We start from the raw sequence: 8,753 nt of genomic DNA on the forward strand, positions 1-8,753 counted from the left end.
TTTCTTCGTCGACGACGAATACTCGACTTTGATATGATTTGAACAAGCTCAAGCGGCCACGACGCCGAAAGAGCTGCCTTGGCGCATCGCTTACAGTGAAATCCCGAATGCCGTCGATAATCTGATGGTTCGAACGCCGGCCGCGCTTTGTGGCGTAGTCCCGAAGCTCCGTCGACCTGAAGTGCCTTCAAAAGCCTCTGCACCTGGCGCCTGGTCAAGCCAAGTAGTCGGCCGTGAACTATCCGCAAACCGTTGATCTGGCATCCTGATTAGGGCGGAGGTCGGCTTTGAAATTGCAGGATTTGCGGTGTTTGGGCACTGTTTTCTTGCAATTCGATTTTGCGATTCCCTTGTGCTGCGGAGCGTGATTCACTCGGTCGGCGGCGGCGAATCGAGGGGGACGCAGTGTCCAGGCCACGCGAGAAGCGCGAGACGGGAGAGCAGGATCTTTTCCGCTCCAGGCTCGATCAGATCATCAACATGAAGCACGAGCTGGTGCGCCTGGCGCAGGCGATCGACTGGCCGGTGCTGAAGGAGCGTTTCGGTGCGGTCTATTCGGACGGTCCCGGCATGCCGCCGCTGCCGACCCGGCTGATGGCGGGGCTGGCGATCCTCAAGCACACCTTCAACCTGTCAGACGAGGTGCTGTGCGAGCGCTGGGTGGAAAACCCCTACTTCCAGTATCTGTGCGGCGAGGAGTTCTTCCGCCACGACCTGCCCTTCGACCGCTCGTCGATGACGCGCTGGCGCAGCCGCATGGGCGAGGAGCGGATCGTCGCGCTTTTGCAGGAAAGCCTCAGCATTGCGGTCAAGACCGGGGCGATGAAGCCGACCGACACGCGCCAAGTGATCGTGGACACGACCGTGCAGCCGAAGAACGTGATGTTCCCGACCGACGCCAAGCTCATCCACCGGGCCCGCGAACGGCTGGTGCGGCTGGCCAAACGGGCGGGGCTGGATTTGCGCCAGACCTATGTGCGGGTCGGCAAGCTGGCGCTGATCAAGCAGCAGCGCTATGCGCACGCCAAGCAGTTCAAGCGGGCCAACAAGGCGCTGCGCAGGCTCAAGACCTATCTCGGGCGGACCATTCGCGACATCTCCCGCCAGATCGCCGGCGATGCGGAACTGGACGCGCTCTTCAAATGGTCGCTCTACCAGGCCTCCACCGTTCTCGAGCAGCGTCAGCGCCAGCGCGGCCGCAAAATCTACAGCCTGCATGCGCACGAAGTCGAGTGCATCGGTAAGGGCAAGGCGCATGCGCCCTACGAGTTCGGGGTGAAGGTGTCGGTGGCCACCACGCTGAAGCGCTCAAAGGGTGGCCAGTTCGCCCTGCATGCAAAAGCGCTGCCCGGCAATCCCTATGACGGCCACACGCTCGCAGCGATCATCCCTGACATGGAAAAGACCATCGGCAACGCGATCAGCCGCGTTCTCGCCGACGCCGGCTATCGCGGCCACAACGCACCGGAGAGCCACAAGTTCAGGGTCTTCACCAGCGGCCAGAAACGCCGTGTCACCCCAGCCATCAAGCGCCAGATGCGCCGCCGCTCCGCGATCGAGCCCGTGATCGGCCACATCAAGGCTGAGCACCGGATGGGCCGCAACTATCTCGCCGGCAAGCAGGGCGACGCCGTCAACGCCATCCTGGCCGCCGCCGGCTACAACTTCTCCCTCCTGCTCAGGTGGCTGAAGGCTCTTTTGTGGCTTCTCCTCGCCGCCTCTCAAAGTCAGCCGAAAGAACTCAAAGCCTGATCCCTCCCATTGTTCACGGCCGACCAAGTACATGTGCCGCTGCGATGGGCGTCATCCGCCGATCAGCGGCTCTCGACAGCACCTCGATGCGTTGAAGCTCGCGTTCGCTCATCAAAACCAATCTGGCTGTCTCCCTCAAAAGCAGCGCCCGGGAGAATGGCATCCAGCAAAGCCGGAAGCGACATTCCTACTTTGCAAAAGCGGGACAATCTAACTTTGCGTCTACAGGGGAAGATTGGCAAATGTATCTTATGGAACTCGGTCGGAGTTGCTTAGCTGGCGCGTCGTTCGGCTCCTGCCGCTGGCCAAGCTACTGAAAATGCTCGACCGCGTCGGACCCCAATGGCATGACAGATTTAGACGGTGTCGGTTCACGGCAGCGCAGTCCAAATCCGAGAGCCGTCGCGATGCCGACCCCATGGAGAAATGCCGTCGCGACGGCAAAGCCCGCCATATATTCTAGGCCGCAAGCATTCTCCGGCGCTTCGGCGCCATGCGCATGACCGTGAAATAGCGCGAAGAACGCTATGATGGCGATGCCCGCCGATATCGGCAAGTCAACCGCCAGCGCGACCAGCAGCCCGAACGCTACGATGGAGACCAATACGCCGGGCTCAATGAGTGGCACCCAGAGGTGCAGCATGCCAAGGCCGCCACCGACCAGCATCATCACTACAAAAGCGAGCGGCATACCCACACCGCTCTGCCGCCTTTCAATGCAACCCAAAGACCCACGGCGACCACAGCGGTCATATGGTCAAGACCCGAAAGGGGATGCATGAATCCGGCCGTGAATGAAAAGCTCGTGCCGCTGCCGAGATGGGCCGGCATCGTTGCGACCAAGAAAGTCAGGGCGGCGAGCGTGGCACGTGTCGTCGAAATGGGGAACATCCACTTACAACCTTTCAGCTAAAAAACAGCAAGGACGGTGACTCGGAGCACGAGGTTGACGGGATTTTTTCTCTAGGAATGTGGATATGACGCATTGTCGGCCCGGTGCCCGAGCTCGCCCGACTACAGCGACATTTGCTGCAAGTCAGACAGCACATGCTGCGCGAACAGCTGCCTTTAACCATAGTATGCCAGTGACGACACCGGTATTAGTGCGAGGCTGCTTTGGCTTCCGCAGTCCGCCGTCCCACTGCGCTCTGTGCTTCCCTTTCCATTGCTAAGCCAACACGTCAGCTCCTCCGGACGCCACGCGAAGTAACGGGCAGGATCCCAGCCACATCCAGCATGTCAAAGTTCTCAAGCAAGTAGGGACTAACCGACCGGCGCAAAGTCTTTCTCCAAGCCATCTTCGCCGGGGGTAACTGAAACGAGAGCCTCGCAGATCGGCCCCTGTGAGACACCATCAATCAAAATCTCAGCTGTGACTAGCTTCCGTCTAGGATCCAAATGAGCCGGCGCCACAGTCGAGAGCACAACTTCTCCCAGTTCTGTCGGGCCTAGCTCCACGCTCCCATACTGGCCGTCGGAGTTCCAACCCGGCGCTGGTAAAAGGCGCGCGCTGTACACGGCGCTGCGTTCCATATTGTTGCGAACTTTGACTGTGTATGTGATCTCGCTGCCAGCGCGCACCTCCGCAACGTACGGGAGCATTCGGGCCCAAAACAGATCAATGAAGTGATCCGCGGGTTCATGTACCACTTCCCGGAACGCGTCGTCTTTCCGTTTTATATACTCTGCGTATTCGGCTATCCGAGCTTGATCCATCGGGATCAGGTCCCCATGGCCGGGACAGAGGATATCTGGCGCGACTGATTGCATTACCTCAGCGCAACGACGGTGCATCTCCAACTGGAAGCTGTTGCGCATTACGGTGAGTTGAACCGGAATTTCGTGATTGATCTCGCTAGTCTCCGGATTGCAGAGAGCGACATTGTCCCGCTAAAGAGAACACGCTTGCTATCTATTTTGCCCAAGATCATTGAATGAAATTCGGTTTGGCCTGGCGCGAAGTAGATCTCGAAATCGTGCCCTCTCCAATGGAAAGCTTCGCCGTCCCGAAGCACCCTGCTGACACTGATAGGTTTGTTGAAACAGCAAGGTGTGCTCGCCCAAGCGGCCGGATTGCCGATCACTTCGGCGACGCGGTCCAACGCCCAGCACTGGGTTCCGAACTTACGCTGAAGGAACGGTATTCCGCATATGTGGTCGTCGTGAATGTGCGTAGGGACAACGAGGTCAATGTGCTCAACACTGAAATCATTTCGCAGTTGATCGATATGGTGTTCGACAAACCGCAGGGCGCGTATGCCCTCGTGATCTAGGCCGAAGTGGATGTGCCCGGGAGAAGAGGCGCCGTAGTCAATCAGCATAGCGTGCCCGCTACCACTGAGGACGACGTAAAAATTCGAACAAGTATACGGACCAGCCCAGAGCAAATGCTCCGAAATCTGCTCCAACTTGCTTTCTCTAATGGTTTTCCAGTCGGGGAAGCCGGTATTCCAGCCAGATGTAAATAGCCTACCCACATTAGCAAGTTCAGTGAGCCGGGACTCCAGCCGCGCGATATCGGCATCCACGTCATTGATAGGCTGACCATGCGATGGGAAAGCTATCTCGGGCTTCTCTCGTTTCAGAGCGAGTATCGATTGCATTGTGAATTCAACGCCAACGAGATCGCCGTAAGCATATTCCATCGCGTGTAATTGATAGAGCTTGCCACCACTCAACATCAGATCGCCCGTGAAGGCGACCTTAACGCCGTCGACCTCAACGACAAGGCAAATCATACCGTACGTATGACCCTTTGCCGGAAGAACCAGAAACTCGTAGTCTTTCCAGGCAAAGGTTTCGTAATCCTCAAGAACTGCATCGACCCCTACATTCTCTCCGAGTGAAAAGAACGTATTACTGCTGTTATAATGGTCGTATATACCCCGAGTCTGCCAGTAAGCTTCCACGTCATCAAACAGGTGACGTTCAAATTCCGGAACGGCAAGCTTCGCGCCTGCTTTACGAATTAACGGGCTGCCCCAACATTGATCTCTATGGTGATGGGTGTGGAGTACCCAGGCAACTCGCTCGATTCCGATTCCGGCCAGATGCTGTAGGACCTCGCCCGTGCCAGAATCGATGAGCAGGCACTCCGTCCCGCTTTTCAATATGAAGACGTTGCACGAATCCCGAAATTCCCAGAGGTTCTCAGAATGCTGGATCAACGTCATCTTGCAAATCCGCTCCAATTAGAAAGGATTCCGCTGCCCTACGCCATCAGCGCAGTGTCAAAAGGACACTTCGTCAGATTCTCAACGCCTGTCTCTGTAACGAGAACCTGTTCTTCCAACTTCACTCCGTCGCGTCCACCGACGGCGCCGACATAGGCTTCAACGCACAATGTCATGCCTGGTTCGAGAACGTAATCGAACGCCCCCGGCACGAAATCCTCAGGGTAAGCGATCGCTGGATACTCGTCGCAGAGACCAATTCCATGAATCATAACCCCATAGCGTTGTGGAACGAACTCGGCAGGGAGCCTATGACTGCGCTCCGTGATCTCGGTGAATGACACGCCGGGCTTCAATAGAGCCATGTTCGTCATGACGTGCTCGTAGGCTATTGCGTGCAGCCGACGCTGCTCGTCACTTGGCTGGCCGTCTCCGCAGAACCAAGTCCGAGAGATATCGGCACACATGCCGTAGGGGCCCACCATGTCGGTATCAAATGCAAGGAGGTCGCCCGACTCTATGCGACGCGGGCCCGCCTCCTGCATCCAGGGATTTGTGCGAGGGCCAGAGCTAAGGATACGGGTTTCGATCCACTCGCCGCCGCGCGCAATGTTCTCGGCATGGAGGACGGCCCACAGTTCAGTTTCTGCTATTCCCGGCTGCAACTGTTCACGCATCTTAGCGACGGCAATCTCGCAAGTTGCTAGCGAGCAGCGCATCGCATTGATCTCGTCCACACCCTTAATCGCTCGAGCATGCTCCATGAGCTGCATGCCGTTGCATACTTCGATCCCGACGGCATCCAGAGCCCGCAAACCTGGGACTTCAATTCTATCAACTGCCAACCGACGGTTCTTTCCGCCCGAACGCCGCAACAATTCGTCGAGCTCACCCGCAAATTTCTTGGCTACCGCTTCTTCCTCATCGCCTGCCACGAAGTAGAAGAAGCCAGCGCCTCCTTCACGAGTCTCGTTGATCAACGGCAGATAGTTCGACAGATGACCGCAGCGGTGGAAATCCCAGAGCACGACATAACCGTTGGCGGAGATGAATGCTGCGCGCGAGGGATTGTGCATAATCCAAATCTGCATATTTGACGTGTCGGTTGCATATCGGATGTTGATAGGATCAAAGCACAAAACGCCCGCGTAATCCCTTTGACGCAGTTGCTGCACAATTCGGTCGAGGCGCCTCTTCCGCATCCGCTCCAGATTGGGCGCTGTGAGACCCCGATCTGCCCATTCGGCAAAAGCCAGATCAGTTGGACCTATCTCCACGCGATCATTGTAGTCGGCGCTGCCATCCGGCTTAACCGCGTTAGCTCCTCTCGTAGGATCAATTTTGGGCTTGTGGATGGAGAATGATGACATGGTAAAAAATCCGAGTTTCTTGGGAGCGGCTAATTAAGACAAACTGAGCAGGCTGCTGACGGGGGAAAAGAAACCCGATAGGTATAAGTACAACTTACCTCACGGCCCATATCTCCTTAGATGTATGCAACTTTGAGCTTCGGTCGACCTCAAGCGACTCAACGATGCTTTTGAGAACTGGCAAGTCCGATTTCAGTGGCTCGACGAGGCGCCAATTGGGACGGACGGCTGAAGGCGCCATCCTCGCGCAATCAAATGGCCCGGAACAGGCCATTTGATTGTCCGTGAACTGCTGTTCTCAAGCGTCGGTGAGCCAGACCTTGCCCAATTCGATGTCAAACGTCGGGTGCATTCCGAAGCCCTTGACGTTCTTTCTTGAATGTCGAAAGACCGAGAGCCAGTAAGGCTGAATGAGGATGCCGGAATCCTGCAGAAGCGTTTCCAGATCTTTCATGATCTCCTTGCGCTTGGCCGGGTCGGGCACGGCCAGGGCCGCGTCCAGTTTCTGATCGAACTCGGGATTAGACCAAGACGTCTCGTTCCACGCTGCACCGCTGCGATAGCCAAGTTCCAGAACCTGAACCCCTAGCGGTCGATGGTTCCAGTTGGTAGCGGACATTGGGTACTTCGACCAATCGTTGTAGAAGGTGCTTGCAGGCAGCACGGTCCGCTTCACCTTGAAGCCTGCCTCGCGGAGCTGCGCGGCGATCGTATCACCCGCATCCTTGATCCAGTCCGAGTCGGGACTGATGATCTCGTGCTCAAAACCCATTTGACCAGCTTCGTCCATCAAGCGCTTGGCAGCTCCAACGTCACGCTTCTTTTCTGGAATCGGATAATACTCTGGGTGCAGCGGCGCGACGTGGTAGTTTGCACCAACGGTTCCGAGACCGTTATATGCGATCTGCAGCACAGCGTTGTTGTCGACCGCGAGTTGCAATGCATTGCGCACGCGCTGATCGTCGTAGGGTTTGTGTGTGACCTTAGTGCGGCAAATAACAGTGGTTGCCGTGTTCGCTTGATAGGTCACCAAACCCAGAGATTCATATTCTTTGATCTGAGTTGGATAAGTTTGATAGTTGGCGTCCACCTCTTCCGACTCGAAGGCGCTGGCAAGAGCCGACGGATCGGTCCCGTAGTCAGTGATGTGGACCTCGTCCAAGAGGACTTCCCCGCCCCACCAGTTTCCATTGCCCCGGCGCTTGAACGTGGCTTGCTGGCCGACATCCCACGAAACCAATTCGAATGGTCCGGTGCCCACCGGGTGGGTCTGGATCTCGGACCCATTCTTGTCAAAATCGCGATGAACGATCAAACCTGGATAGTCAGCGAATCCAGCGATGATCGTAATATCAGGCTTCGGCAGAGTGAGTTTGACGGTGTAATCGTCAAGCTTCGAAATGGCGCCTTCCCTCGCTTTGCCTGTCTTATCGTCGACGAGCCGCGCCATTCGCCCTGCCATTGAGTTCCCTGGCACGTCCCTTTCGCACCAGCGGCGCAGGTTGAACACCACGTCATCAGCGGTGAAATCGTCACCGTTATGCCACTTAACGCCCTTGCGCACGTGCAGCACGTATTCAGTCGCCGTGTCGTTTACCTCCCAGCTCTCCAACAGAGCGGGCTCAAATGTGTATTCCTTTGTATATCTGACCAAAGGTTCCAAGAACTGGCGGAGAATGTTGCCTAGTTCGGGAGAGTCGGCGACGCGAGGATCCTTCGCACCATAGACGAGCATGGAGATCCGCAATTTGCCCCCTTTTTTTCCCACCTCTTCTGCATGTGCGGACGGCATGGCGCCGAGCATTGAGTACGCTACCGCTGTCGACGCTCCGAAGATCGAAGCGAGCGCCAGGAACTCGCGACGATCCATTTTGCCCTGTTTTGTCTCTTCAGCAAGAGCCTCCAGCGACTTGGGCAGGGCCTTACCCTTTCTATTGAAGAATTTCATCCAAACCTCCCGGTGAAATGATTGTTTAGCAGCACCCTTCGACCGCCACGGTCGGAACGAGGGATAAGCTTACGTTCGGATCTCATGCTGTTGTAGGCGGAAAAAGATATCATCTGGTATAATTGGGCGTTATACCAGAATGATTCCCTGCCAGCCTCGCCGCTCAGGACAGGTGGTCTCGTCATGGGCGCGCGCGCGCCGTAGCGCGGTTACTCGTCCGGTCCCGGTAGGGACGATGGTTACCGATCGCCCCCCCGGCCAGATCCGTACGTGCGGCACTACCCCATACGGCGTTATCAACTTAACTCGCGTTCAGGGATTTGCGGCATAGACCGATGTCATGAACACCGCGACCGTCAGCTACAAGCGCCATCGTTTCCCGCCGCAGATCATCGCCCATGCAGTCTGGCTCTACTACAGGTTCCCCGTATCCCCACGGTGACGGCCGCCTTGCTGAGGTAGGCTGAAGGCTGCAAGTCCTAGTGCAAGCACTAGGAGTAGCCCTATGAC

Annotated in this window: 4 protein-coding genes and 2 pseudogenes; 2 read left to right on the plus strand and 4 right to left on the minus strand. The window is 56.8% G+C overall.

Going from position 1 to position 8,753, the window contains the following annotated elements:
- Positions 1 to 405 precede the first annotated feature (405 nt).
- On the plus strand, positions 406 to 1,752 hold the full coding sequence (locus NKH36_RS32215; RefSeq protein WP_352965898.1) for an IS5 family transposase: 1,347 nt from the start codon (positions 406 to 408) through the stop codon (positions 1,750 to 1,752).
- A gap of 310 nt (positions 1,753 to 2,062) precedes the next feature.
- On the opposite strand, the pseudogene NKH36_RS32220 reads toward NKH36_RS32215, so the two are convergent.
- From NKH36_RS32220 to NKH36_RS32235, 4 genes and pseudogenes are all read right to left on the minus strand, one after another.
- A pseudogene (locus tag NKH36_RS32220) lies at positions 2,063 to 2,643 on the minus strand (HupE/UreJ family protein).
- Between the two features lie 926 nt (positions 2,644 to 3,569).
- A complete protein-coding gene (locus NKH36_RS32225) occupies positions 3,570 to 4,925 on the minus strand; it encodes an MBL fold metallo-hydrolase (RefSeq protein ID WP_352965899.1) in 1,356 nt (451 codons plus the stop codon).
- A 38-nt stretch (positions 4,926 to 4,963) separates the two neighbouring features.
- A complete protein-coding gene (gene dddP, locus NKH36_RS32230; RefSeq protein ID WP_352965901.1) occupies positions 4,964 to 6,295 on the minus strand; it encodes a dimethylsulfonioproprionate lyase DddP in 1,332 nt (443 codons plus the stop codon).
- A 298-nt stretch (positions 6,296 to 6,593) separates the two neighbouring features.
- Positions 6,594 to 8,243 (minus strand): ABC transporter substrate-binding protein, encoded by a 1,650-nt coding sequence (locus tag NKH36_RS32235; RefSeq protein WP_352965902.1) that lies wholly within the window; start codon positions 8,241 to 8,243, stop codon positions 6,594 to 6,596.
- Positions 8,244 to 8,583: 340 nt separating this feature from the next.
- Here NKH36_RS32235 and NKH36_RS32240 point away from each other — a divergent pair.
- Positions 8,584 to 8,682 (plus strand): annotated as a pseudogene (locus NKH36_RS32240) (IS6 family transposase); the annotation flags it as partial.
- Between the last annotated feature and the right edge of the window lie 71 nt (positions 8,683 to 8,753).

Origin of the sequence: Mesorhizobium sp. M1312 (assembly GCF_040318115.1) — a bacterium.
In the GTDB taxonomy this organism is placed as follows: Bacteria; Pseudomonadota; Alphaproteobacteria; order Rhizobiales; family Rhizobiaceae; genus Mesorhizobium.